Raw genomic sequence first — 25,471 nt, forward strand, 5'->3', positions numbered from 1 at the left:
AAATAATGTTATAATTACCAAGGTGACATATGAAACAGCCCAACAGCATCAGATTGATTCAGAATTACTTTGTGGTACTGATAGTTGTATGGACAGCCGGTGTCGGCGGTTCACTGATATGGACTATTGACACTGCGAAAAATAATACTCTGATAACTGCGCTTGCTCAAGGCAGGATGGCTCTTGAAAAAGACAAGATGTTCCGCCGGTGGGCATCAATACACGGCGGGGTTTATACTTTTACATCCACAACGATCCCAAACCCTTATCTGTCTCATATCAAAGACAGGGATATACACCTTCCCGACGGGCGTACACTGACCCTCGTCAATCCGGCGTACATGGTGCGCCAGATGTACGAGTTCAACAAAGATGCGGACAATGTTAAAACCCGCCTTGTCAGCGACAAACTCCTGAACCCTGTGAACGAACCGGAAGGATGGGAAATAGAAGCTCTTAAACAGGTCAACAAAACCGGAAAAGAATATTATGAGATGGACAAGCGCGATGCAAAATATGAGTTCCGCATGATGGCTCCGTTCTTCATAGAACCGCCATGTATGAAATGCCACTCGTTTCAGGGATATAAGGTCGGCGACATAAGAGGTGCAATCAGCGTTGTAACTGACATATCCGGCGTTATACACGGCGAAAAAGAGATTAAGCGGTCGGCATATGTCGGGCATATCATTCTTTACATACTGGTACTTATTCTGTTTCGTCTGGGTTATCTGAACATAGTACGCATGCTCACCCGCCTGCACGACCGGGAATCCGTGCTTGATTCCGCCATGAGCCGCAATGAATCAATACTTCAATCCGCATCCGAAGGTATCTTCGGTGTTGACAGACTTGGAAGCGTTACCTTCATAAACAGCGCCCTCAGCAAAAGCCTGCAATACACGGCAGAAGAGATAGTGGGCAAAAGCCATATCCTGCTTACCCACAAAAGGGACGAACAGGGCATGCCTGTAGAATCTTCCGACTGCATCATACTGAAAGCCATCGGCACAAAAAAACCACTCAACTCAGTGGAAACATTTGTCCGCAAGGACGGAACGGAATTCTTCGGCGAAATGTTCGCATCGCCCATGGTGGTTGACGGTCACTCAACAGGCGCCGTCGTCTCATTTTTTGACATAACAGACAGGATGGCAAAAGACACTGCGATCAAAAAAGCTTTGCAGGAGAAAGATATACTGCTGAGCGAACTTCACCACAGGGTAAAGAACAACCTTCAGATCGTTTCAGGGATACTGTCGCTTCAGGCGGAAGCGGCAGAGACAAGCGGACAGTCTCTGGATGATATTTTAAAGAACGCCCAGTCGAGGGTGATGTCAATGGCGCTCATGCACGACTGTCTTTATAAGTCGGAAGACCTGTCAACTGTGGATATGGCTGACTATTTCTCAAAACTGATAGATTACTATGCGGTCACATTTACTCACACAGGAAATATGATCCGGTTTGAAACGGACATAGAGAAGATCGACCTGCCGATATCGTCCACAATAACATGCGGACTTCTTATCAACGAGCTGGTCACTAACAGTATCAAACACGCATTTGCAGAAACAGAATATCCGGCAATATCCATAAGTCTGAAAAATGATCGGGGGAATGCCGTTCTCACTGTAAGCGACAACGGAAAAGGTCTCGACGAGAACGCTCAGGAGAAGGACAGTCTGGGAATGATGCTGATACACAGTCTCACAGATCAGCTTTACGGAAAACTCTCCTTTGAGAATAAAAACGGACTGACAATCACGATAAGCTTCCCCATAAGGATAAAAAAATCTTAATTGACACATCCTTTAAACAGGCGTATTTTTTGCAGATGTTTCTTAAATATAATACAGGAAGCGCCTTTTAATGCTGAACCGAAGCGATTACGCAAAGATAGTCAAATCTTTGGGACTTGTTTTCGGCGACATCGGCACCAGTCCGATATATACTCTGACGGTCATTTTTCTGCTCCTTGAACCCACAAAACTTAATATCATGGGTGTTGTATCACTCATCTTCTGGACAATGTTCCTTCTGGTGACAGTGGAATATGCATGGCTCTCCATGAGCCTGAGCAAACGCGGCGAAGGCGGCACCATAGTCCTGATGGAGATACTCAACCCGCTTCTGAAGTCCGGACGGAAAACTGCGTTCTTCACCCTTCTGACATATGTAGGCGTTTCCCTTCTCGTGGGCGACGGCGTTATAACCCCTGCAATCAGTATCCTTTCCGCTGTGGAAGGTTTGAGACTTATTCCCTCTTTCTCGGGAGTTGCTCAGGGTGTTCTGATACTTATAGCTGCTCTGATAGCAATAGCGCTCTTCTCGGTGCAGAGCAAGGGAACGGAAAAAGTTGCGGTATTCTTCGGTCCTGTCATGCTGGTCTGGTTCTCGGCACTGCTTATAACAGGTCTGGCGTCCCTTTTTCATCATCCGGAGGTTCTTCTTGCGGTTAACCCTATTTATGCTGTCGAGTTTCTGGCAACCCACGGTGTTGTTGGATTTTTCGTGCTTTCAGAGGTTATACTCTGCGCCACCGGCGGCGAAGCTCTGTATGCAGACATGGGACATTTCGGCAGAGCGCCGATAATCCGCGCATGGTCGATGGTCTTCTTTGTGCTGGTATTCAGTTATATGGGACAGGCGGCGTTCCTTCTCGGACATACGAATGCAAAAAACATCCTTTTTGAAATGGTTTACAGTTTTGCTCCGTTCCTTTACATCCCGTTCCTGATACTTTCGGTAATGGCGACAATAATAGCTTCACAGGCGATGATAAGCGGTATGTTCTCCGTTATCTATCAGGCAATAACTACACGCATCCTCCCTTTGTTAAAAGTGGATTACACATCCGATGAGATACGCTCACAGATATACATTCCATCGGTCAACTGGTTCCTTCTCGTATGCGTGCTGATAGCCATGTTCGTGTTCCAGAACTCCGAACATATGGCAGCGGCATACGGTCTGGCGGTTACTGGTTCAATGACCATCACAGGTATAATGATTTCCTTTATCTTCTTCATAAGAAAAGACTTCCTTAAAGGCTACGTCTCTGTTTTTATAACGGTTGTGGATATCCTGTTTTTATCGTCAAATATGCTGAAAATACCCCATGGCGGCTACTGGTCGCTTCTGATAGCCTCTGTTCCGTTTCTGGTGATACTTGTTTACACGAAGGGCGGCAGAAGGATGTATAAGGCAATTAAACCGGTGATCATCGGAGATTTCCTTTTAAAATATAACGAAAAGTATCACACGTCATCGAAACTGGACGGCACAGGAATTTTCTTTATCAGAGATGTTAATTTCATACCGCCTTACATAGCGAAGACAATGTTCGTTAATAAAATAATATACTTAGACAACATTTTCATATCCATTAACATAACCGATGAACCGTTCGGCATAAGCTGGATGTTCAAAGACGACCTTGCAGACGGACTCCGTGTTTTCGACATCCGTATGGGATACATGGAATCCGCAGTGGATATCGACAAAATATTCAGAAACGCCGTTATCAATGAGGCGGCTGTATTTTATGGCGTAGAGGATATAATGACTGACAACCCTGTATGGAAATTTTATTCTCTTATACGCAAAGTCACCCCCACATTCGTCCAATTCTACAGACTGCCCGCCGAAAAACTCCATGGTGTGGTCACCCGTGTAAACTTATAATTCATATTTTATAAGTATCTCCTCACAATTAAGAGCTTTTGCTTATTATCTGTTTCCTTTCCAAAATATTGGTTATTTTTCACTTTAAATATGGTTTTCTGGGCTTTATAATCAAATAAAGATATATATGTAAAAATACAAAAAATTTAAAATGATTACGGAGCGCCGTCTATGAATATCTTAAATAACCTGTCTATCAGGACAAAAATCAACCTTGGACTAGGCACCTTAATGCTCATGCTTTTAGTCTGCGGAGTAATAGGTCATTTCGGTCTTACCAAGATCAACAATACGCAGGCGTCAATTTTCTCCGTACGTCTTCCATCTATGGACTATCTCATAGAGGCAGACAGAGACCTGCACCAGCTTCTGCTTGCGGAACGCGCACTGACAATAACACCGTTGGATTCACCCGACTATAAAGACTTCCTTGATTCATACAACGAAAATATGGAACAGGTCGTCACACGTTTCAGAAAATATGAGGCACTGAGCAGAACAGACAAAACTGCTGCAATAATTGACAAGTTCCACTCGGACTATGATCAATGGAAAGAATCCTCGCAAAAAGTACTGATGCTGGTTTCCGAGAATACTGATGAATCCAGAAAGCAGGCTTCCGATCTTTCATACGGCGAAACAAGCAAACTTTTCGACACTATGAGAGATAATATCAACACCCTCACGGAGATAAACCTTAAAGATGCGGAAGAGGAACACAACACCGCAAACGCCACTTTCTCATCTACTAAATTTTCCTTCATCGGAGTTATCATCTTCGGTATGGTTGTGGGCGCTGCAGTGGCGTTTAAACTCGGATCAGTTATCGTGAAAAGCATAAAGCAGACAGTAACCATGCTGAAAGATATATCAGAGGGCGAAGGCGACCTTACCAAAAAACTTCCTGTAACATCTCAGGATGAGGTTGGCGACCTTGCAAGACACTTCAATGCGTTTGTCAACAAACTCAGAGATATCATAAATACAGTTAAACAGAACTCCGAAAGCATAGCATCGGGAAACGCGGAGCTTGCGTCTACCTCAGACAAACTTGCGCAGAACTTTCAGGAACAGACCATGCAGCTGACAGCCGTTGCATCGGCAACCGAGGAGATGAGCACATCCGCAGCGGAAGTGGTTCATTCAGTACAGGATGTTACGGAAAAAGCCGAGCAGGCAAACAGCTTCATACACGACGGCAGAGAGATGCTTCTTGACGCCGTTTCCAGCGTGATGTCAATCAAAGGCGAAGTGGAAAACCTCGGTACGACTATCGGACAGCTTTCTAACTCTTCCGAGGAAATAGGAAACATACTCAACGTCATCAACGATATAGCTGATCAGACAAACCTTCTGGCTCTTAATGCAGCTATCGAAGCGGCAAGAGCAGGTGAACACGGACGCGGTTTCGCAGTTGTTGCCGACGAAGTCAGAAAGCTTGCAGAACGTTCGCAAAAGGCAATCAAAGAGATTGAAGGAATCATCGTAAACCTGCAGAAGGAATCCGCTGTCGCATCAGACAATATGCAGGAGGCGAGTAAAAAGGTTGAAGCGGGCGTTGTGGTCATCAGAAACACTGAAAGCATGTTTGAGAACATCGTCAGCTCTGTGGATACCATAACAAACGCTAGCAGACACATTGAAACAGCCGTTTCCGAACAGGTTCAGGCTATCCATAACATAAACGGAAACACGCAGGTGCTTTCAAACGGTATTGAACAGAGCAACCTGTCGGTTACAGAGGTTTCAAACACAGTGGGCGACCTGCAAAAGCAGACGGAAGACCTTTCAATGCTCGTAAGACGTTTCAGAACATAAAAAAGAAAAAGGGCGATCGACTGATCGCCCTTGTTTTATTTCAGAAGATAAGTGAAGTCGCCGTCGAAAGGATGAAATCGGTCAGTCCGGTTGGCTTGTCCTGCGGCGATATGGTTTTATGCACGTTTGTAACAGGCTTCACATTGGCATCCCTGCCGTATACAAAACTCTGTTCCTTAACAATGCTTCTGTATGCTTTGTTCAGCGTCAGCGCCCTTTCTGAAGACGGGAACAGCAGAACCGAAACGTCGGAATGAAGCGCCGTCACCATATCAGTCTTCAAAGAACCGTCAGAGTTGAAGAACTTGGCTTTAACCTCGTCGTTATCCCTGAACTCATCTCCCGCAATGTTTTGCTGAAGATACATTGTATACTCATACTGTTCGCCTTTGCCTTCGTATGCAACTTTATGCTCCGGCGTACCCTTTATGCTCTTCTGAGTCCAGTGGTACCATCCGCGCTTGTTGGATGCATCCTCGTATTTACGGCTGTAGGTGAAAACAGTGTCGGCTGTCGCTCCAAGCCTTGAATGGCATCCCATACAGAATACGGTCTCCTCGTATGTCTGCGGGCGCAGGTCGCCCTTTGCATCCTCTATGAATGCCTGAAATACCCAGCCCTGCGGATTGCCAAGTCCGTTCTCAATGTCACCGTAATAAACGGAGAGCCTGTCAGGAAAGTCGTATTCCTCTTTGACCTCATCGTAAGTCTCGTACTCGAGGTCGCTGTATGTCATCCATATGAGCTTCTTTGAATATCTCAGTTCTTTCATTCTGGGTGCCATGGCGATATCGCCGCCGTCAGTCACATTGATATATCTCACAGAGTGAAGAAATTCAGTTCCTTCGGGAAAAAGCCCTGCCGCAAGATGCACTTCTCCGGCGGCAAGTTTTGTCTTTGCCATACCGACATAATACATATATCTGCCTGCGGTGGGCAGCCAGTCATATTCTATTACTGATGCAGTGCCGAGACTGCCGTTTTTATCGAGATCAACGCCATATGTCGTTTCGTTTACAGTGTCGATGGCGATATCCTTTTTCTTTATGAGCGCTTCCACGATGGCGAGGTTTATTTTATATACTTCAAGGCTGAAATTGCCGTTTTCGTCCTTCATAAATACATCGCTGAGACGGATTAGCACGTCGTCTGTGGAACCGTTCGTCGGCCAGAAGGTGCCGAGAAACGGAGCGTACGCATATGCTCTCCATCCGGTGTAGTCGCCTCCCGACGTACGGTCGAAGCCTTCGCTGTCAAAATTAAAATAGCAGTCGGGCGTATAGCCGTTCCATGTCCCGTCGCCGTTATAATCCCACTCTTTAGGAACGCTTTTCAGCTTTTCGGCAAGAATTATCTTTCCGTCGGAACTCTTATAGTTGTCCTGACGGACATATGAAAGTATCTCGCTGTCACTCTGCGCGGCAACAGCCTCAGTGCGATCCACAAACAGATTTGTCCAGTGGTTCGTGTTCGCGTATGAAGCGAACGTATATGTTTCCTGAAGATCGTCGTCGTTGGTATAGTTCGGTTCAACGGAATTTTTGTGACAACTGTAGCAGGGGTTGTACTTTGCGCCGTTTTCCCCTTCCGTCACTGTGTAGCACTGTGAAGGGATAAACGCCGCCTCGTTCTTCATGGACTTTGAAAGCAGAGGATATGTAACGGAGCTTTCCGCCGATGCGGAACCTCCGCCGCCTCCGCATGCCGCCGTGACAAAAAGCGCGGCAGCGCACAGCAGGGAGAACACGCCTAATTTTTTCATAAGACCAACTCCTTAACATTAAATCAAAAGTCCCCGTGAGACCATTGCCTCACGGGGAACTCATTCAAAGATAAAGCCTGAACCTTAGTCCATCGCGGGGAAAGGTCCGATGAAGCCTGTGTATGCTCTCTTCTCGGCTGTGGTGTTAGCCGCGGGCATACCTGTGGTGGCTTCGCCGTAGGGGTGCTGTATAACGCTCATCAGGTATCCGAAACCGTGATAGTTGGGATAGAAGTAGGGAGATGTTGTTTCGGAACCGTAGGGCGTTGTCTGGATACGGGTGAGAGTTTTTGTCTCAACATTGTATGACCAGATCATGTCGTTTTCGTGTCCGGCGCCTGAATCCTCACCGATTATAAGCGTTTTGTAACCGGGCATAAATGTCAGGTTGTCGGGGTTGGCTATACTGTCCAGAGAGCATTTGTTGTTGGCAAATGCACCGGAAGAGGAATATGCGTTGGAATCGTCAGCCGCGCCGTAGTCAGTTGTAACGGGTACGCCTGTAACTATGGGATACATCTTTGTTGCGGCATAGTCTGAATCGAGGTCAAGAGCGTAAACTGCACCGCAGGTGTTCTTGGCAACCTTGATGTCGTTGTAGCCGCCTGTATCGTTTGAGCCGCCGTCAAGCATACCGTTGCCTATTTCGGAAAGGGCAAGGTACATGGTCTTCGTTTCAGCGTTAAAGGTTATGCCTTCCATCTTGCGGAACTCTGTAGTACCGCCGAGCATAGCGGCATAGCGGCGTGTTTCAAGCCTTGATGCGGCTTTTTCCATGCCTGTTTTAACCTGAAGACATTCATGTCCGTATGTCGTGTTTATCTCTTTATGAGTTGTGGGGCAGGTCGCTCCGCCTGATATATCAACTTCATCAAATATATCAGTGTAAGCAGTGTGAGCGTCGAGCATAGTTTTCACTTCTGCATCTGTTGCATGTCCGAGGCTTATCCAGCTTATGTTTGCAGAACCGCCGTCAGCAGCGTCTGTCTGCGCCCATTTTGCAACATAAAGCGTACCGGAGGAAAGATCAGCCGCACTGTCAGCAACAAATCTGAACAGACCTACGTTTGTACCGTCGTCAGAGATGTAAGCCGTTTTTTTGTCGGGCATAACATAGCCGAGCTCGTGGGCAACGCGTCCCATGCTGTAGTGTTTTGTAACTGTAACAGAGTTAAAGTTCTGAACAGCAAGCTCTGTCTGCCATCCGTAGTTATAGATGTTCATGGAGCTGTATGCGCCTGCTGTTGTAAGGTTCGTGGCAAGACCGAAGTACAGAGCCATTCTGTTTCCGTATGTATCGTTGAACTTGCCTGTTACAGCATCAACACCCTTTGCATTGGGTTCATACTCTTCGGAACCAAGATGTGTTCCCCAGGGGGTAACGCTGCCCGCACAGTGTACCCAGCCTCCTGCAACGCCGGAGAAGTCGATGTGGCGTGTTTTTTCCGCTGTAAGAACGCCTGTTGAACTCTGCGCCAGCTTTGTGATGTACATTGCGGCAGGAACTGACTCAAAATGCGAAACCATATACATGTTGCCGTCAAGACCTGTCAGAAGAGACGAAAAGTCGTTGTCGGATGAAATGTAGTCTGAAGCATCAGAAGGGTTGAGAACCTTGTTTCCGTTTTCGTCATAAAGCTGACCGAAAGGTTCTGAATCTGTTGAGGGCTGATCACCGCTTCTGAGAATTGTGTGATAACCTATGGAATATTCTTTTCCGTCGATTGTCACAGTGTCGGAAGCAAGGATGCTTCTTTTTTCTGTGTCTGATTCGGGAGCCTTAACCCCGTCGAAAGAGATGCTCTTTCCTGCGGGAGTTTCAGGCGCTGGTGTTGCGGCATCGCTGTCACTGTCGCTGCATGCCACGATAGAGACTGTCATAACAATGGCAACAAACACCATTGACGCTAACTTTTTGAACTTGCTCATTCGGCAAACCTCCGAGATTTTGAACGAGTGTAGCCGATAGGTGTTATAAGATTATGCAGAAAATGTGATATATAATTTAGAAAATTTATCCGAAGACTTTGATTGTATTTTCATCATAATTATCATAGCAACAGAGGCTTTGCAGTTTTTAACGGTTTGGTATATCATCCTGAAAGAAAGGAAAACATATGTTTAAAGAGACTTTTCGCTCCCTGGCGGTGCGGAATTACAGAATATGGGCTGCCGGTGCCATCGTTTCAAATACCGGAACGTGGATGCAAAGGACAGCACAGGACTGGCTTGTTCTGACAGTGCTGACCCACAATAATGCCACAGCGGTGGGCATAGTTCTGGCGCTTCAGTTCGGTCCGCAGTTCTTTCTTCTGCCTGTGAACGGTTTTGCGGCGGATTATTTCAACAGACGCAAACTGCTCATAGCCACACAGGCATCCATGGGGCTTCTTTCTCTGGGGCTTGGTCTTCTGACGGTTTTCGAGGTGGTCGAGCTTTGGCATGTGTATATCTTCGCCCTGATATTCGGCTGTGTGACAGCCTTTGACACACCCACCCGCCAGACGTTCGTTTCCGAGCTGGTCACTGAAAAAGATATCTCGAATGCCATTGCGCTGAACTCCACCTCTTTTAATGCCGCAAGGATGATAGGTCCTGCCGTTGCGGGTGTGATGATAGCAATCGTCGGAACCGGATGGGTCTTTCTCATCAACGCCGCATCGTTCGGCGCTGTTCTTATTTCGCTCGTGACGATTAAAAAAAGCGAACTGCATCTTCGCGAAAAAGTCAAATTCTCCAAAAGCGGGCTTGCGGACGGCTTCCGTTATATATCCAACAGACCCGACCTTAAAACCATACTTTTAATGTTCTTCCTGATAGGCACTTTCGGGCTGAATTTCCCGATATACATATCGACAATGGCTGTTTCAGTGTTCCATTCGGGCGCACACGAATACGGAATTCTTACCTCCATAATGGCGATAGGCTCCGTTGTGGGAGCTCTGCTTTCGGCAAGCCGCGACAAGCCGAGGGTCTCACTCATTTTTCTGGGTGCGTTCGTCTTCGGTTCCGGATTTGTTCTGGCGGCAATGATGCCGACATATCTGCTTTTCGGTCTGTCGCTCGCCGTCATAGGAATATCTGCTCAGACGTTCACAACAACCGCTCTGGGCGCTGTTCAGCTTCTCACAGAGGCTCATATGCGCGGGCGGGTGCTGGCTATCCTCTTTGCCATTTCATGGGGCGGAACCATCATAGGCGCACCGATTGTCGGCAGGATCGCCGATATATTCGGGGCGCGCTGGGCTTTGTCTGTGGGTGCGGCATCGGGTCTGCTTGCGGCGGCGGTGGGGCTTTACTATCTTTTTAAATACAGAAACATGCGCGTCCGGTTTGAAGCTGGACACATACGCGTTTCAATTGATACAATAGAAAATGACAATTAACCGCAGAACCAGACAGATATTATCTTTCGGTTTCATAATCGTTATGATCTTTCTGACAGGTGCATTTGTCGATAGGTTTCTGGACAAATACAGCCTGCACCAGATAATGAAGGATCTGAACAATATACCTCTCAGTAACAAGCTTTATGCTGTCCTGCTTATGGCGGCGAGCTATCTTTTTCTCACGGTTTACGACTTTCTTGGTCTGCGGTATCTGGGGAAAAAGCTTCAGGCGCACAAAGTCGTTCTGGCTTCGTTTCTAAGCTACGGGTTCAGTAATTCAATAGGACTTTCAGTGCTTGCATCCGGTTCGCTGAGGTACAGATATTACTCGTCATGGGGGCTCACCTTTTCAGAGATAAGCCGCATGGTGATCTTCACATCAGCAACCCTCTGGCTTGGCATACTTACGGCGGGCGGAGCAGCGTTCACCCTTGCTCCTGTGGCGGAGATGCCTCTGAAACTACATACATTTATAAACATCCGTCTCGTGGGTATCCTGTTTCTCATTGCTGTTTCTGCATACTATTTCCTTCTGGTCTTCTTCCGCAGACCGTTCACATTCTTCGGTCAGCAGATGACCCTGCCATCTCCCGCCATCGGCATGGCACAGATAATCACAGGGGCAGTTGACTGGGTTCTCGCCGGCGCAGTGCTTTACGTTCTTATGCCTGACAGCGCACCTATAGGCTTCATGCAGTTCATGGGAATATACATTCTGGCGCAGACCATAGGTCTCATAAGCCACGTTCCCGGCGGAGCTGTGGTATTTGAAACCGTCCTGCTGTCGTTTTTCCCTGCGGAAGCTATCCCATCAATGATAGGCTCTCTGCTTGTATACAGGGTGGTTTACTACATCCTGCCACTGTTGAGCGCCGCACTAATTCTGGGCATAACGGAGGGCGCGAGACAGAAACAGCGCGTGCTCTCATATGCAGGATACCTCAATAGGATTTACAGAGCCGTAACACCCAATCTGCTGTCAGTGATCGTATTTATTATAGGAGCATATATGCTTTTCGCGGGTGCAACACCTGTCAATCCCGCAAGATTCGACTTCATAAAACAGATACTGCCTCTGGCTGTTGTGGAGACTTCTCACTTTCTCGCAAGCATCACAGGAATGGGTCTCATTATTCTTTCCGGCGGTCTAAGAAAACGTATCGACCTTGCATACCAGCTCACAATGGCACTTCTTGCCGCAGGAACGGTTTTCGGACTGCTTAAGGGTGCGGAGGTGGAAACCGCACTGTTTGCCGTCGCCATTGCCGCGGCGATGCTCCCTGCAAGAAAGCTTTTTGACAAACGCAGCCCGTTTTTTGACGAAGTGCTTACAAAAGAGTGGGCGGCGGCTGTGTTCGCCATACTGCTTGTATACGTTTGGCTGGGCTTCTTCTCATATAAACATGTGGAATACAGAAGCAGTCTGTGGTGGACGTTCACATTCAACGATCAGGCACCCAGATTTCTCCGGACACTTGTCGGTGTTTTCAGTTTCATGTCAGCACTCCTGCTGTATAAGTTCATGCAGCCGTCAAAAAAAGTCCGGCATTATGAGCCGCTTGGCATCGACGAAATAGAAAGAATCGTAAGCAACAGCAGCGACACTTCTTCATATCTGGCGCTTCTGCACGATAAAAAGTTCATAACAAACGATGAACACTCCGCTTTTATTATGTACGGAATAGACGGGCGGTGCTTTGTCAGCATGGGAGACCCTGTTTCGGCGGCGGACGAAGACACGGCGGCGGAACTTATCATAAATTTCCGCAGACTGGCAAAGAACCACGGATGCACTGCCGTTTTTTACGAGGTTGGTACCGAGTATATCCCGCAATACATAGACGCAGGATTCAGAATTTATAAGATCGGTGAAGAGGCGCGGGTTCCTCTCGGCAGTTTCACCCTTGATGGAAGCCACTGGAGCGGCACACGCAACACACTGAAAAAGATGGAAAAAGAGAACTGCCGCTTTGAAATCATACACGACACCGAGAACCTTCTGCCTCAACTGCAAAAAATATCAGACGACTGGCTGACAGGTAAAAATACACGCGAGAAACGCTTTTCACTTGGCTGTTTCGACGGGGAATATCTGAAGAAGACACCTGTTGCAGTGGTATTTAAGGAAGATGTTCCCGTTGCATTTGCTAACCTTTGGGCGGCAGCGGACAAGGATGAACTCTCCATCGACCTGATGCGCTACGGCGACGATGCACCAAAGGGAGTGATGGAATACCTCTTTGTTAAACTGATGCTCTACGGCAAAGAGAACGGATACGGATTTTTCAATCTGGGAATGGCGCCGCTTTCAGGCATAGACACCCACTCCTTTTCACCCCTGTGGAACAGGGTTGCAAGCGCACTTTTCAATCACGGAGAAAGATTCTATAATTTTAAAGGTCTCAGAAGCTACAAAGATAAGTTCAACCCTCAGTGGAAACCTAAGTACATCGCAGTTCAAAGCTTTTTCTCATTACCATCAGCGCTGCGCAGTGTTGCGTCACTGATAAGCGGCGGCACAGCCGGTATCTTCGGAAAATGACTACCTGCCAAAAGTGAGGAATGACATATAGATAAACTAAATATATATTGACCGGATGCTATCTTTTTACTATAAGTAAACTGTGTTATAAATTTGGATATATCTGAATAAAATACATATTTTCGGGATTGTGCATGGAAAAAATTTTCCTGAATGATTTAAAGATCGGCGACGAAATTATCAAATTTGACCGGGGTTGGATGGAAACTGATTTTCTGTCGCACAAAGTCAGAGTTGATAATACCTCTGTTATAGATCGTCTGCGCAGAAACGGAATCGAATATGTTTATATCAAACCCCGTAACGAGGAAATCCGCAAACTTGATGATCTCCTTGAAGGGAAATCCAGTGAAATAATCAACGAATTAAAAGAACAGGCGCCCGCATTTCAGCTTAATCTGAAAGACCTGAGCCATGCATCGGAAGTATACAGCGAATCGGTGTTCATTGTCGGAAGTATTCTTGACGGAATCAGAAACGGCGGAGCAATAAATACAGAAGCCGTAAAACATGTGTCCCAGAGTATCACTGAAATGACGCTGAAAAAACGCGGCGTTCTGACAAGCATCACAAAACTTAAGCAATATGATAATTATACTTTTCACCACTCCATAAACGTCAGTATCTTCGCAGCCAGCCTTGCGACACATCTGGGGATGAGCAAAAAGGAGATAGAAATAGCCGCAAACTCAGGACTTATACACGACATAGGCAAGATGCTGGTACCCGAATCGATTTTGAACAAACCTGGGAAACTCAGCGAAGAAGAATATAAGGTGATGAAGACACACGTTATACGCGGATATGAATATGCTAAAAAATGCGGCACTCCGGCAGAAGAGCTGAAAATGATCATTGAACACCACGAACGCCACGACGGCTCCGGATATCCTTACGGACTGAAAGACGAACAGATAAGCATATTCGGCAAAATAGGCGCAGTGGTGGATATTTACGACGCAATGACCAGCGACAGGGTTTACCACAAGGGAATTGCGGCAACTTCCGCGTTAAAATTGATGTTCCAGTGGACAGACAAGCATATCAATAAATCCATTTTTGAATTTTTCATAAAAAATGTCGGTATCTATCCGGTGGGTTCCCTTGTAATCATGGCAACACACGAGATAGGCATAGTAGGCAAGATGAACCCCGCAAACCCTATGAGCCCTGTGGTTGTGGTTTTTCTGAGCAAGAATGGCAGCAGGATGCCTATCAAGGTGGTAGACCTGTCCAAAAGCGGCATTGATGCGCAAAAAATAATCGGTCTTATAAATCCTGAGAACGTCTCAGTTCCGCCGGAAGTCTATAAATACATAGACAACATGAACACCCTCGCATAATTTCCCGATTACATTCCATTCTGAAAATACTATCTGCATGACTGCTCAAAGTTATCAAATATCTCATTTGTCCGATACTTATTGATATAAATATACACTGAGGCAACAGCCATGAGCGTATCAAGCGTAAACCCTTCGGTTCAGAGCGGTGCCGAATACAACGGAATAAAAAACAGGAACAACGCACAGGAGAACCCCGCTCCGAAGTCATCTGAGAAAGACAGCAGTTCCGGTTCTGCAACTTCATACAGTATAGGTTACGACAGGGTAAGCAAAGACGTTTACGACAGATATGACACTGATGGCGACGGCAGGATAAACAAGAAAGAACTCGACGAATATAAAGCTGAAAAAAGCGGGGTAAAATCGGTAAATGCGAACTCCGGAAATTATGCTCCTTTAACCAATCTCGGAAATAATGTAGACATTATCGCCTGACATCACAGGAAAGCTCTGCGCAACCGCTGAAATCATTACAGGTTCTGGATACTATTATGAATGCTATCCATGAAAACACGCCTATGCCGCCCGCAAAATAAAAAACATATTTAATATCAATTGACTCCATAAGGTATGTTCCAAACAATGGTCCTGCAACGAACCCCAGATTCATGAAAAAGTTAAAAATGCCGCTTGCAAAACCGAAACCTACTTTTCTTCCTTCATAAGCCAAAATAGCGGAACTGGCAGGCTGTGACATTGCGCTGAAAATTCCTATGAGAGCAAAAACTATTGCAATACCGACAACATTAACACTGGGGATAATAAAAAAGAGAGCCGACACAACCAGACTGCCAACACTGATAATAGGATATATGCCGATGAAACCAGAAAGCCTTACTGCGGGTTTTATAAACAGGATCATGGAAATAGATAACAATGAGATGATAAATCCGATTCCTGATATTGAAATATCGTAATGCGGCAGCATTATAGGCGCGATGGTAAGCAATAAAGACAGCATACACCCTTTACCCATGATAAAAATGCATAAGCCGCAAAGCTTAGGTGTAAAAATGTTCAAACCGGACTCGTCCGGGGATGTTCGCTCCTTCACCTCATCAATACGTTTCATATTTCCGGTGGTTATGATGAAGAAAACAAATGAAATTCCCGTTAACAGCACTAAAAAACTTAAAAGCCCGTAATATCCGAAAATCTCTCTGATGAAACCGCCAAGCAAAGGACCTGCACATGTGGCGATATAAAAAGAAAGGTCAAGGCTGCTGATCATTTTTGCAGACTGCTCAATGCTTATATTCTCACATAGAATTGAAAATATGAGAGGTCTGAACAATGCAAAAAAAATGCCCTGAAATATTCTTACAGCTATGACCGTGTAAAAATTGTCTATTCTGAAACAAAGAAAAGACAAAACCGTAAACATGGATAAAAGAATCAGCATTAGCTTCTTTTTATTAATTTTATCAACCAGAACACCCATAAAAACGCTGGAAAAAAGCTTTGATATGGAATAGGTCGATACGATTATCCCGATGATAGTACCGCTGAAATTGACCTCTTTCAGAAATAAAGGCAAAAAAGTATTAAAAGAAGTAAAACCTATTGTGATAAGCAAATTAATAACGAACAGAGTTCCCAATACTCTGTTGCTTCCATCATTACTGCATCCAAGGAGTTTCAGCGGTACATTATATAACATAGATCAGAGGCCCTCCCCCCTCTATATTAAGGAACCTTTATCTCAAAAGTATGGTGACAAGCCTTATTGCAATATAATTGAGACTCATCATGTACAGAATGGCAAAGAGTACATCTCAAAGTTCCGGGGTGAGCATTGTGAACGTTTATTGTAATCGTTTTCGTAGGTCCGGCTTTGAAAGTGCTTTCCGCTGCGTCCTTCATATCACCGTGGCATTGTATGCATGATTTTGCAGACGCCTTATTTTCCGGTGAATTTGTTCCATGACAATCAATGCAGGCGATGCTGTTCTCGCCGTGTTTTCCTTTTATCTGTCTTTCAGCAGCAAAAGCAACGATTGAAATACCTAATATAAACACAATTAAAAGGGATATAATTTTCATATCAAATTTCATTTACAAAACCTTTTGATACCGCAGTACAGACAGAGTGCCTGTACTGCGGTGTTTTATTATTGAATTTTCTTATGGAGGACTTTTTCAACTACGTCTTTCACTGCAAATATGCCGGTGTTCATTGCTGTTGCGCTGGCAAAGCCGGGCATAATGTAAGGATAGCTGTCTCCGTACATTCCGCCGCTGGTTGCGCCTGCTGCGTAAAGTCCGGGGATCGGTTTACCATCAACGGAAATAACCTGAGCATTTCTATTGATCTTCAAGCCGCCGCCAACATCGCATATTGTGTTTTCACCTCTGAACGCATAGAAAGGAGCTTTAATGAGAGGTTTCATCCATTTGGCTGATTTGCCGAAATCATCATCATTACCTTTTTTTGAAAGCTCATTGTATCTGTCCACTGTCTGCTGAAGCATTTCAGGGTCGATATTAAGCTGTTTTGCAAGTTCTCTGACAGAATTGGCTTTGAATGCATATCCTCTTTTCAGACCATCAGCCAGAACCTGATCAAAAAGTGTAATTTTCTGTCCGGCACCAAAGAGAGTGAAATAGTTTGTATGGGCTCCTGTTTCTTCCATAAGGTCTTTTCTGTAGTCGGCATCCATAATAACTATTTCGGTGCTTCCGTTGGGGAGAAGAGCGTTCTGTACGATAGTAAAGTCGCCCGAGTGTTCTTCATCCATAAATCTGGCGCCTGCTTTATTGACCCAAAGGGATTTGGTCTTAAGAACCATATACGCCTGAAGCATTTTTTCATCTGTGTAAAGTTCATCATAAAGAGTGTTTGTAGGAACAGCACCTTCTGAAAATGAGAGGTGCATATTTGCAAGCTGAGCGCCTACTTTCTGTCCCATGATTATACCGTCACCCATATTGCCTTTCAGACCGTTTGCACGAACTGTCGGGGGAAATTCAGGGTTATACTTAAGCAGTATCTCTTTGTTCTGAGCATAAGAACCTGTTGCAACAAGGACAGCTTTTGCATTAACGCGTACAGTTTCACCTGTATCAAGATCTTCACCGATAACGCCTGTAACTTCGCCTGCTTTGTTCTGGATCAGGGATTTTGCGGGAGTTTCTGTCAGGAATATACCGCCGCCTTTTTTGACAATGTTTGCCATGGTATCAATGTATTGTTTGCCGGGGTTGTGATCTTCATATGTATGATACACTCTGTTGCCGTCGGGCGTATCAGTTATAAGTCCCTGCATCTTAACACCATTGTCTGTCACCCATTTAAGAGTGCCTGCTGACTCATCAATAATCCGTTTAACCAGAGACGCATCAGCTTTCCATTGAGAATAGTTCATGGTCTGCTCAAATGCCTTTTCTTTTGTCAAACCGACCATTTCCTGACGCTGCAAATCCGTTTCAACAGCAAAAGTTCCTTCAATAAGAACCAGCTGACCGCCTATTGTGGCAAGTTTTTCAAGAACAACAACTTTAAGTCCATTCTGAGCTGCATAGGCAGCTGCAGTAAGCCCTGCAACACCTGAACCAAGTATTGCAAGATCAGCCTGATAGACTTTCTCGGCAAATGCCGTGCTGAAAGTCATTACAATAAATAACAAAACAGAAAATAATTTTTTCATGTTTACCTCCTGCTTATAGATAATGTTTTCCAACCTAAAAAAACCACGTACATATGTATGTGACTTACATGATAGGAACCGATATTACCGACATATGTGGGTGAATTTTTTCACAATTACATTTTTGCAAGGATAAAACATTGATTGGCGTCACACTCACGGTATAATTACCTCATGGGAAAATACTACAAATCGACACCATGGATCGTACCGGCGGCACCGAATGAACTCGCCAGAATTTTTTATAAATACGGCGATTTTGTTAATTATCCTAAAAATTCTGTTATTGCCGATGGAGAAACACTGCTCACTGACATTATTTTTCTGAAATCAGGACTTCTCTCCCAGGTATACAGAACTTATGACGTTAACAAACCGAAAGCGATCAGTATTGTTCTTCCGAAACGTATTATTAACTATGCATTTTATCTGCGAATTGAGAATGACAAAGAAGCAGTTGAGGTTCTCCGGAAATCTGATGTTTTAAAAATACCTGCGGACAAATACCGTAGTCTGGTGAAGCAATATAATCTGGAAGAGGCTATGCTTAACCACTGCATCGGATGCATAGCTTCTGATTACGACGCTTTCACCTGTATGTTTACATGCTGTGCCGAAATAAGACTTGTGTACTTTATAAAATCTCTGGTTCAGTCGTTATTGCCCGAATACGAGATACCCGCACAGCAGTCAGAATGGATCGAAATACCGCTGAAACTTACATATCAGGAACTCAGCTATGTCATGTTCACTACTCTTAAAACTATCGAAAGAATAATGCACGAATGGCACAAATCCGACTTCATCCGCTATGGACATGGAAAAATCATAGTCAATTGTAAACTATTCGATCTGACCTGTGATGAAACAAGCGGGCAGCAATAAAAGCTGCCCGCCGATCCTGACATTAGAAATTATATGTCAGCTGACACTGAGCAAAAGTTCCGTCTGCATCGTCACCGTATAAATCTTCTGCGGCTTTACCGGGCATTGCATACCCAAAACCGACATGCAGATATACCCCCTCGGCTATAAAATAATCAACGAGCAGATCTATCTCATTTGCCCAGTGCTTGTTGCCTTGAGCGTTCTTTTCTGCAAGATTATCTGTGATATACATAAGAGCTACATTAAGAGATTCAGTGGGCGACATGCCTACCTCATATACAAATGCCTCTTTATTTGAATTGCCAAGCTGATTTTCACCTACAAACTCGCCTATAAAAAACCTGTTCCAGCCGGACATACCGGAAAACATCGGATCATAAGCCTCTATGTCGCTGCTGTCGTCATCGTCACCTGAATAGTAAAAATATGATCCGCGAACATAAGGATTAAGATTGGCCTCAAACCTGTATGTTACAGCACCCCAATAAGCGTATGCGTCTCTGTCAAACTTGTCTGATGCGGTAATAACGTCACCTGTCTGGTACGCTCCCTCAAGCTCAAACTGGAACTTCCCGTATTTAATATCAGCACCGAGATCGTAACTTGTTGTGTTGTTCTCCTGAGTGTCAATGTCAGATGATGTGTCATCAAGAGAAGGTTCGTCCTTTCTGAAAACTGAACCGTAAATATAGGCATCTTCATTGAAGTCATAATGCATGTTGATACCGTAAAGCTTAACATCGTTTTCAAACGCATCTTTGTCGTATCTTTCAGCCTGCGCCCAGAGCGCTGTTGTGGAAAGATTACCGAATTTGTTATCAACCCTCACTGCGAAAGGAAAGCTCTGTTGGAAATTGATCCATGCTGCGGTTTCAAGCCTTGGGTTTCCCCAGACAATAAACCCCTTTTCAAGCGCTATATCCTGACGACCGACTGTAATATCAAAAGACGAACCGAAAGCTTCGCTGAGTTTTAACCATGCCTGATTCAGAAGCACATTTTCTGATTCGGAATCATATCCGGCAGCATCCCATGCTGTGTTCGTTTCGTTTTTGATCAACCCGTAAAAATCATCTCCGATGGTTTGAGCCATGTAAACGCCAAGCTGACCTGTCAAAAGACCTATGTCAGTATTCTGTTTTGCGGTAACGGCAACTGTCGCTGCGATTTCACCGTAAAGATCGTCAGGTTTTGAGCCTTTGTAATTGATCTCTCCGCCGAAATATGGATTATCAGTGTATCTGCTGAATATACTCAGCTTTCCGCTGACAGTCACCGGTGAGGATTTTTCAACATCCTCCGCAAAACCAAAAATCGGAACAAGAAACAAAAAAACAACAAAATTAATAATAGAACAACGTAATCTGTACATAAGATACCTCCGTTGTTCATTATTATTGATTTTTATTTTTCAAAACTACGGACATATGAGGCAGGTTCTTAAAATTATTTCAGTATTTTTCTGTTTTTTTGGAAGAAAACCAGAAAATAAAGAGCTGGAAAGATATGGAAAGAATATAAGAAATCGTGTAGTCAATTTTCAAATTCTATAATAGCAGATACAGATACCAAACAGCCCTCAAAATAACAGTACGCAACAAATTAACCATTTTTTGAGAAATTTTCACAAATTTATTGATTTTTATAAAATTACTATTACACTACTTATATAAGAACACAGTGGAGAATATTATGTTAGTGGAATTTAGGGTCAAAAATTTCCGTTCAATCATGGATGAACAGGTTTTCAGCATGGTTGCATCAACTGATAAAGATTTACCACAAAACACAACCAAAAAGAAAAAATTTAACCTTCTCAAATCAGCTTCAATTTATGGAGCTAATGCTAGCGGTAAAAGCAATCTGCTTCAGGCTATTAATTTTATGAAATTTTTTATCAAAGCTTCTGTGGCACATTTTCAGGAGGGAGAAGCAATTCCTGTCGAACCTTTTCTGCTAAATTCATCTACGGGAGATAGTCCTTCATTATTTGAAATGACATTCTTCGTTGAAGAAACTCGTTATCGATACGGCTTTGAGATTTCAAAAGATAAAATTATAAACGAATGGCTGTTCTATGTACCAGCAGTACAGGAAAAAGAACTTTTTTGGCGAAATGGCAATGAAATTAAAACACATTCTGATATTAATAAAGAAGCCAAAGGATTAAAAGAAAAGACAAGAAATAACGCTCTTTTTCTATCCGTACTGTCTCAGTTCAACAGCCAAATAGCAAAAGATGTAATGAAATTTTTCAATAACCTCGTTGTTATCAGCGGAGATATAAGTTTCTTTGCTAAACAATTATCTGACTTAATTAAAGATAAAGCTATCCATAACGCCGTAAAAGCAATTATTAAAGGTACAGACCTTCAGATTAAGGATTTTAGGTGTGAGGAAGAAGAGCTTAACTTAGATGAAGCTCCTGACGAGTTAAAACAAATTGTTGGTTTGATGAAAGAAAAACCTAAACGATACGAATTTTATACAAGACATCAAAAACTTAATAAAGATGGAGAAAATATTGGCGAAGTCGAGTTAATGCTTAACACCCATGAATCAGAAGGGACTAAACAGGTTTTCTGGCTGGTAGGTCCTCTGATTGATGTTCTATCAAAAGGCGGTACTCTGGTTGTTGATGAATTGGATAACAGTTTACACCCACTTATTCTCGAAATGATTGTAGGGCTGTTCAACAGTGAAAAAAATACAAAAGCGCAACTTATTTTCAGCACTCATAACACGAGAATGCTGACCAACAAATATTTCAGAAGAGACCAAATCTGGTTTGCTGAAAAAAATAGATTCTATGCTACAGAACTTTCTTCTCTTTACGATTTTTCAGTCAGAAAAGATGCTTCTTATGACAAGGATTATCTAAGCGGCAAATATGGAGCTATTCCATATCTTCAGGATATTACGGAGAGCTTCTATGGCAAATGATAAAATATACAAACGAAGACGCTCAGCTGCTGAATATGCAAGAACATCACGAAACAAAGACACACGTAAAAGAATTTTGATTGTCTGTGAAGGGGAAAAAACTGAACCTAACTATTTTGAATCTTTTCCACAGCGGGGAGATTTGGTAAAAGTGTATGTTCATGGCGAAGGAAAAAACTGTTTAAGCCTTGTAGAAAAAGCAGATACTCTTATAAAAGAATATAAAGCTAAAAATGAGCCTATCGATGAAACATGGTGTGTATTCGACAGAGATTCTTTTTCTGCTGATAAGTTTAATGGAGCAATAGAAAAATGCCGAACAAAAAAATATCATGCGGTTTATTCGAATGAGGCATTTGAAATATGGTATCTTCTTCATTTTGAAAAACACGACACCGCTTATAGTAGAAAACGATATGAGGAAATGCTCTCAAGAAGACTCGGCGAGCCTTATAAAAAGAATTCTAAAGAAATGTACACAAAGCTAATTGATAAGCAAAATACAGCAATTAAAAACGCAAAGAGTCTACGTGAATTTTACGGTGAAAAACACAACCCATGTCTCGATAATCCATGCACATTGGTCTATCAGCTAGTCGAGGCATTAAACAAAAATTTTATAGGCTAAGAACACCCTGTTCCATGTTTCGGAACACGGAACAACAAAACAAGAGATTAATATTTTAAACGACTTGCAGCGAATAACCAAGATTTGAAAGGATTTTTCTGAATATTTCTAAAGAGATGTCTTCTTTACCTGTCAGAATACTGCAAAGAACATCTTCAGAAATTCCAATTTTTGCTGCCAACGCAGATAGTCCAACTCCTGCAATAGCTACTTGTCTGATCGCAAGCAAAAGTTCCATTTCATCGCCGTTTTCAAAAAAGTCTTCAACAGCACACCTGATATATTCATTTCTACTGTCTTCATCTTTAAGCTCGTCCTGAATAATTTCATCAAGCGTTCTGGCTCGCCTCACTTTTCACTCCCATAAATTCATTGAACTTCATTATAGAAAATGACTCAATAACAAGTCAACGTATTCAATTTTTCAGGATAAAAACAGAAACGAATAATGAACTATAGTCAGAAACACAAACTCAAAAGTGTGCCAAATTTGTGCCAAATTGAAAAAGCCAACCGCTAAACGATTGGCTTTAAAGAAGAAATTATATCGGGATGAGAAGATTTGAACTTCCGACCCCTGGAACCCGAAACCAGTGCGCTACCAAGCTGCGCTACATCCCGTTATGCAATTTTACAGGAAAAATCCACCCTAACCCTCCTTTGCCAAAGGAGGGAAAAGAAAGGGCAATTCCTGATTCCGCAGTTCGGATTTATCTGCGGAAGAGTAAAAAAGAATACTCCATCCTGTTTATTTTGCAAGCGTTTTTTGCTTATTCATAAGCAGCAATATAAATCCACCCCAACCCTCCTTTGCCAAAGGAGGAAGCAAAGCAGAGATAAAAAAAGGGTCTTTCTAAGTGAAAGACCCTTTAAAGGCATGAGGCTAACTATGCCTTATTTCATATTTTTCAGCATCTCTGCCGCGTATGCCACGTTGTGGGGCAGAACTGCTTTGATCTTTTTAAGCTGCGCAAGTTTCGCAGGGTCTTTCTCGCTGGAAATTCTGTTGTGCAGCTCTGCATAAAGGTTCTGATAGTCACCGAAACCTTTTGCATATTTTTTGTCGTCAAATTTGATCTCAAAGTCGATACCTTTAACGTTCCATGCTTCGGGGTTTTTAAGGAAAGGAGCAAAGTCCTCAACATCAACACCGTCTGCGGGAACTATTTCGGTATTTGTCATGTTCTCAAATCTGATGCCTTTTTTACCTGCAACCATTGTGTAAGAGCCGCTGAACGGTTTCTTAACAGCGTTTGCAAGGTCGAATGTGTACCATGAGGTTGCTTTCTGCTCGTGTGAAGCGTGGCAGCTTGCGCAGTCTCTCGCTTCGCCGACAGAGTGGGACATTTTGTCCATCTGAATCCATGCAAGCATCTTATCGTTGGTTTTGTAACCGCCGTAAAGACCTGTGATGATGTACATATCATTCACTTCGTCTGCACTTCTTTCAACTTCAAAAGTTTCGGGCTGACCTATAGAGGTATTGCCTTTAACGGTTGTTTTGGGGATATCGCGAAGCAGAAGCTTGTTAGTGATCTTCGGTTTTTTCGCGATGTTCATTGTGCCCATGGGATAGGGTTTCAGAGGTATCCAAAGTCCTGTTTTGGGCTGTTTAACGATAGTGGGAAGGTCTCTTGTGCCGTAGTATTCTTTATATTTTGTATAAAGATTGGGCATACCTTCGGATTTGCCGGGACCCCAGAAGGTATACTGATACGCGCCCACAGCCTTAACGTGGCAAGATGAACAGTCAACGTTGCCGTGTTCGCTTTTCTGAGCGGCATCATATATTTCCGTGTGGCATTTCTGACATGATTTTCTTGCGTCGGCGGAGCCGATGTGACCGTATGAGTGGTTTTTCGACTCGTGGCAATCTGTACACTGGATACCTTTTGCGAAGTGAACGTCGTCATGCAGTTCGTTCACGGGGAACGCAAATTCCTGACGCATATATCCTGCACCGCGTCTTCTGTCCATGGGACCTGCGTGGCATATTGTGCCGCGTCCGCCGCCATAGCATGAAAGGGTTTCAGGTTTCTTGGTGAATGTGTGACGTGCTTTTGACTGTTTAAAGCCTTCATAGTGGCAGTCGTTACAGCTTGCGTGGCATTTGTTGCATCCTCTGTCGCTGCCTGCTGCCATAGCCTTAGTATAGCCCTCCCCCCTCGCACATTCGCCTTTCAGCTCTTCGTAGTTGTCACCGAACCAAGGACCGCAGTTCTGGGGTCCGGGTTTGTCCGATGACCAGTGGGTGAAGCCTCTCTGGGTTTTCTGGAGACCCATTCCGGCTTTGTTATAATCTTTGACCTCGTTTTCGTGGCACTGTCCGCAGGTTTTCATAGCAACTTCGGGGCTGTATGCCATTGTTTTTGGGTCACGGTCGTGCCAGTTGAGCATGGGAAGCATTTTAACGCCCATCTCATCTGCCTTTTTAGGGTCGGGTTTAGCGCCGAGCAGTTTTGTTCTGTCCGTGCCTTTGGGCGAGATGGGAGCAAAGTTTGTTATCTCTCTGCCCACAGCCTGATATTTGTATTTTGCGCCCACAGCTGCATAGAAAGGTCTGGGCATGTCTTTGTGTGCCTCGTCCTTGTCCATTGCGGCGGGGTTGCCGAGGTGGCAGGATTCGCAGGCTATTCCGCCCATGTTAACCTCTTTGTCCACTTCTGTGGGGTCAAGGTACATCTGGGGGAAGCCGAGTTTGGTTATCATCTCTTTGTTTCCGTGACATTTGACGCAGGAAGAATCGGCATCAAAGGCGAACGCTGGAACGGCAAAGAGAACCGCTAAAATAAAGATAAATGCAAAACGCATTGTACACCTC

Annotated in this window: 18 protein-coding genes and 1 tRNA gene; 10 read left to right on the forward strand and 9 right to left on the reverse strand. The window is 44.1% G+C overall.

All coding sequences use genetic code 11. The features are described from left to right. Nucleotides 1-29 precede the first annotated feature (29 nt). The 3 genes from LRY47_RS00380 (at nucleotide 30) to LRY47_RS00390 (ending at nucleotide 5,505) form a co-directional block, all read left to right on the forward strand. Nucleotides 30-1,802 carry a histidine kinase dimerization/phosphoacceptor domain -containing protein gene (locus tag LRY47_RS00380; protein ID WP_295221330.1) on the forward strand — a complete coding sequence of 591 codons (1,773 nt, stop codon included), beginning with the start codon at nucleotides 30-32 and terminating at the stop codon, nucleotides 1,800-1,802. A gap of 70 nt (nucleotides 1,803-1,872) precedes the next feature. After that, the gene (locus LRY47_RS00385; RefSeq protein WP_295221333.1) at nucleotides 1,873-3,687 is read left to right on the forward strand and encodes a KUP/HAK/KT family potassium transporter; all 1,815 of its coding nucleotides are present in this window, start codon (nucleotides 1,873-1,875) and stop codon (nucleotides 3,685-3,687) included. Nucleotides 3,688-3,858: 171 nt separating this feature from the next. Next, nucleotides 3,859-5,505, forward strand: coding sequence for a methyl-accepting chemotaxis protein (locus tag LRY47_RS00390; protein WP_295221336.1), 1,647 nt, complete (start codon nucleotides 3,859-3,861; stop codon nucleotides 5,503-5,505). A 40-nt stretch (nucleotides 5,506-5,545) separates the two neighbouring features. On the opposite strand, the gene LRY47_RS00395 is transcribed toward LRY47_RS00390, so the two are convergent. Next, on the reverse strand, nucleotides 5,546-7,267 hold the full coding sequence (locus LRY47_RS00395; protein WP_295221339.1) for a hypothetical protein: 1,722 nt from the start codon (nucleotides 7,265-7,267) through the stop codon (nucleotides 5,546-5,548). Between the two features lie 84 nt (nucleotides 7,268-7,351). Continuing rightward, nucleotides 7,352-9,196, reverse strand: coding sequence for an alkaline phosphatase PhoX (locus LRY47_RS00400; protein ID WP_295221340.1), 1,845 nt, complete (start codon nucleotides 9,194-9,196; stop codon nucleotides 7,352-7,354). A 188-nt stretch (nucleotides 9,197-9,384) separates the two neighbouring features. Here LRY47_RS00400 and LRY47_RS00405 point away from each other — a divergent pair, with 188 nt between their 5' ends. The 4 genes from LRY47_RS00405 (at nucleotide 9,385) to LRY47_RS00420 (ending at nucleotide 14,979) form a co-directional block, all read left to right on the forward strand. Further along, nucleotides 9,385-10,653 (forward strand): MFS transporter, encoded by a 1,269-nt coding sequence (locus LRY47_RS00405; protein ID WP_295221342.1) that lies wholly within the window; start codon nucleotides 9,385-9,387, stop codon nucleotides 10,651-10,653. Further along, the gene (mprF, locus tag LRY47_RS00410; protein ID WP_295221343.1) at nucleotides 10,643-13,198 is read left to right on the forward strand and encodes a bifunctional lysylphosphatidylglycerol flippase/synthetase MprF; all 2,556 of its coding nucleotides are present in this window, start codon (nucleotides 10,643-10,645) and stop codon (nucleotides 13,196-13,198) included. Before LRY47_RS00405 ends, mprF begins: the two co-directional genes overlap by 11 nt. 134 nt (nucleotides 13,199-13,332) lie before the next feature. After that, entirely contained in the window at nucleotides 13,333-14,541 is a 1,209-nt protein-coding gene (locus LRY47_RS00415; protein ID WP_295221346.1) for an HD-GYP domain-containing protein, read from the forward strand. A gap of 111 nt (nucleotides 14,542-14,652) precedes the next feature. After that, complete coding sequence (locus LRY47_RS00420; RefSeq protein ID WP_295221348.1) at nucleotides 14,653-14,979, forward strand: EF-hand domain-containing protein; 327 nt, start codon at nucleotides 14,653-14,655, stop codon at nucleotides 14,977-14,979. Here the strand turns inward: LRY47_RS00420 and LRY47_RS00425 are convergent. The 3 genes from LRY47_RS00425 to LRY47_RS00430 are packed head-to-tail and all read right to left on the reverse strand — an operon-like array spanning nucleotide 14,969 to nucleotide 18,191. Continuing rightward, nucleotides 14,969-16,204, reverse strand: coding sequence for an MFS transporter (locus LRY47_RS00425; RefSeq protein WP_295221351.1), 1,236 nt, complete (start codon nucleotides 16,202-16,204; stop codon nucleotides 14,969-14,971). The two genes, LRY47_RS00420 and LRY47_RS00425, sit on opposite strands and share 11 nt — an antisense overlap. Nucleotides 16,205-16,230: 26 nt before the next feature. Next, nucleotides 16,231-16,599 (reverse strand): cytochrome c3 family protein, encoded by a 369-nt coding sequence (locus LRY47_RS14130; protein WP_366042960.1) that lies wholly within the window; start codon nucleotides 16,597-16,599, stop codon nucleotides 16,231-16,233. 56 nt (nucleotides 16,600-16,655) lie between these two features. Continuing rightward, complete coding sequence (locus LRY47_RS00430) at nucleotides 16,656-18,191, reverse strand: FAD-dependent oxidoreductase (protein ID WP_295221354.1); 1,536 nt, start codon at nucleotides 18,189-18,191, stop codon at nucleotides 16,656-16,658. A gap of 174 nt (nucleotides 18,192-18,365) precedes the next feature. Between LRY47_RS00430 and LRY47_RS00435 the strand changes: the two genes are divergently transcribed. Beyond that, nucleotides 18,366-19,076, forward strand: coding sequence for a Crp/Fnr family transcriptional regulator (locus LRY47_RS00435; RefSeq protein ID WP_295221357.1), 711 nt, complete (start codon nucleotides 18,366-18,368; stop codon nucleotides 19,074-19,076). A gap of 22 nt (nucleotides 19,077-19,098) precedes the next feature. On the opposite strand, the gene LRY47_RS00440 is transcribed toward LRY47_RS00435, so the two are convergent. Continuing rightward, nucleotides 19,099-20,451, reverse strand: a complete 1,353-nt coding sequence (locus LRY47_RS00440; RefSeq protein ID WP_295221360.1) for an alginate export family protein — start codon at nucleotides 20,449-20,451, stop codon at nucleotides 19,099-19,101. Between the two features lie 320 nt (nucleotides 20,452-20,771). On the opposite strand from LRY47_RS00440, the gene LRY47_RS00445 reads away from it, so the two are divergent. Together LRY47_RS00445 and LRY47_RS00450 are read left to right on the forward strand one after the other, a co-directional pair. After that, a complete protein-coding gene (locus LRY47_RS00445) occupies nucleotides 20,772-22,022 on the forward strand; it encodes an ATP-binding protein (RefSeq protein WP_295221362.1) in 1,251 nt (416 codons plus the stop codon). Further along, complete coding sequence (locus LRY47_RS00450; protein WP_295221365.1) at nucleotides 22,012-22,650, forward strand: RloB family protein; 639 nt, start codon at nucleotides 22,012-22,014, stop codon at nucleotides 22,648-22,650. The genes LRY47_RS00445 and LRY47_RS00450 overlap by 11 nt, the downstream gene beginning before the upstream one ends. 55 nt (nucleotides 22,651-22,705) lie before the next feature. Here the strand turns inward: LRY47_RS00450 and LRY47_RS00455 are convergent, their stop codons facing one another. The 3 genes from LRY47_RS00455 to LRY47_RS00465 all read right to left on the reverse strand — a co-directional run bounded on the left by LRY47_RS00455 (nucleotide 22,706) and on the right by LRY47_RS00465 (nucleotide 25,461). Further along, a complete protein-coding gene (locus tag LRY47_RS00455; protein WP_295221367.1) occupies nucleotides 22,706-23,002 on the reverse strand; it encodes a hypothetical protein in 297 nt (98 codons plus the stop codon). Nucleotides 23,003-23,197: 195 nt separating this feature from the next. Beyond that, nucleotides 23,198-23,271, reverse strand: a tRNA-Pro gene (locus tag LRY47_RS00460). Between the two features lie 273 nt (nucleotides 23,272-23,544). Next, entirely contained in the window at nucleotides 23,545-25,461 is a 1,917-nt protein-coding gene (locus LRY47_RS00465; RefSeq protein WP_295221369.1) for a cytochrome C, read from the reverse strand. Between the last annotated feature and the right edge of the window lie 10 nt (nucleotides 25,462-25,471).

This window comes from Seleniivibrio sp., assembly GCF_021209385.1.
In the GTDB taxonomy this organism is placed as follows: Bacteria; Chrysiogenota; Deferribacteres; order Deferribacterales; family Geovibrionaceae; genus Seleniivibrio.